The 670-nt window shown below is 79.3% G+C and carries 1 pseudogene; it reads right to left on the bottom strand.

Going from position 1 to position 670, the window contains the following annotated elements:
* Positions 1 to 557: pseudogene (locus VP06_RS33265) on the bottom strand (chemotaxis protein); the annotation flags it as partial.
* Positions 558 to 670: the final 113 nt, after the last annotated feature.

Raw genomic sequence — 670 nt, 5'->3', positions numbered from 1 at the left:
GCCTGCCAGAGCGTCCCGCCCTCCGTGCCGGCCCGCGCGGCCTCGACGGTGGCACCGAGGGCGAGGCGGTTGGCCTGCCGGGCCAGGGTCGCCACCGCCTCGACCAGGCGGGCGGAATCCTGCGCGGCCCCGACCATCTCGGTCTGGAGCACACGGCTCTCGGCGTCGGTGCGCTCGAGGTGGCGGCCGGCCTGGACGAGCACGCCGGCGAGCCCCTCGGCTTCCGCCGCCAGCGATTCGGCGGAGGCGCCGAGGGCGCGGCTGCGGGTGCGTGCCTCGCCGGCCCGGCCTCCCAGCGCGTCGAGGCCGCGGGCGAGGGCGGCGGTCTCCGCGGCCACCGCCTCGCTCTCGGCGCAGCCGTCCCGGGCGGCGACCCCGACGGCACGGGCGGCCCGGACCAGCTCCGCCTCGACCCGGTCGACGGCGTCGCGCCCGGCCCGGCCCGCACCGCGCTCCGGCCCCTCGACCGGCGTGCCCGGGGCGGCGAGCGGCGGCAGGATCTCGACCGCGTCGGCGCGGTCGCGGGGCGGGTGGGGCAGGCGGAAGCTCAGGCGCATGGCCGGATCAGAGCGCGCCGCGCTTAAAGGCCGGTTAACCCTGACAACACCTCACTCTCTCCGATGCGGACCCGTACCCGGGGCCCGACGCACGAGTTGCGCGGGCAGGCGTG

The sequence above is a fragment of the Methylobacterium aquaticum genome, from assembly GCF_001043915.1.
Classification (GTDB): Bacteria; Pseudomonadota; Alphaproteobacteria; order Rhizobiales; family Beijerinckiaceae; genus Methylobacterium; species Methylobacterium aquaticum.
This window is presented reverse-complemented; position numbering and strand designations above follow the sequence as displayed.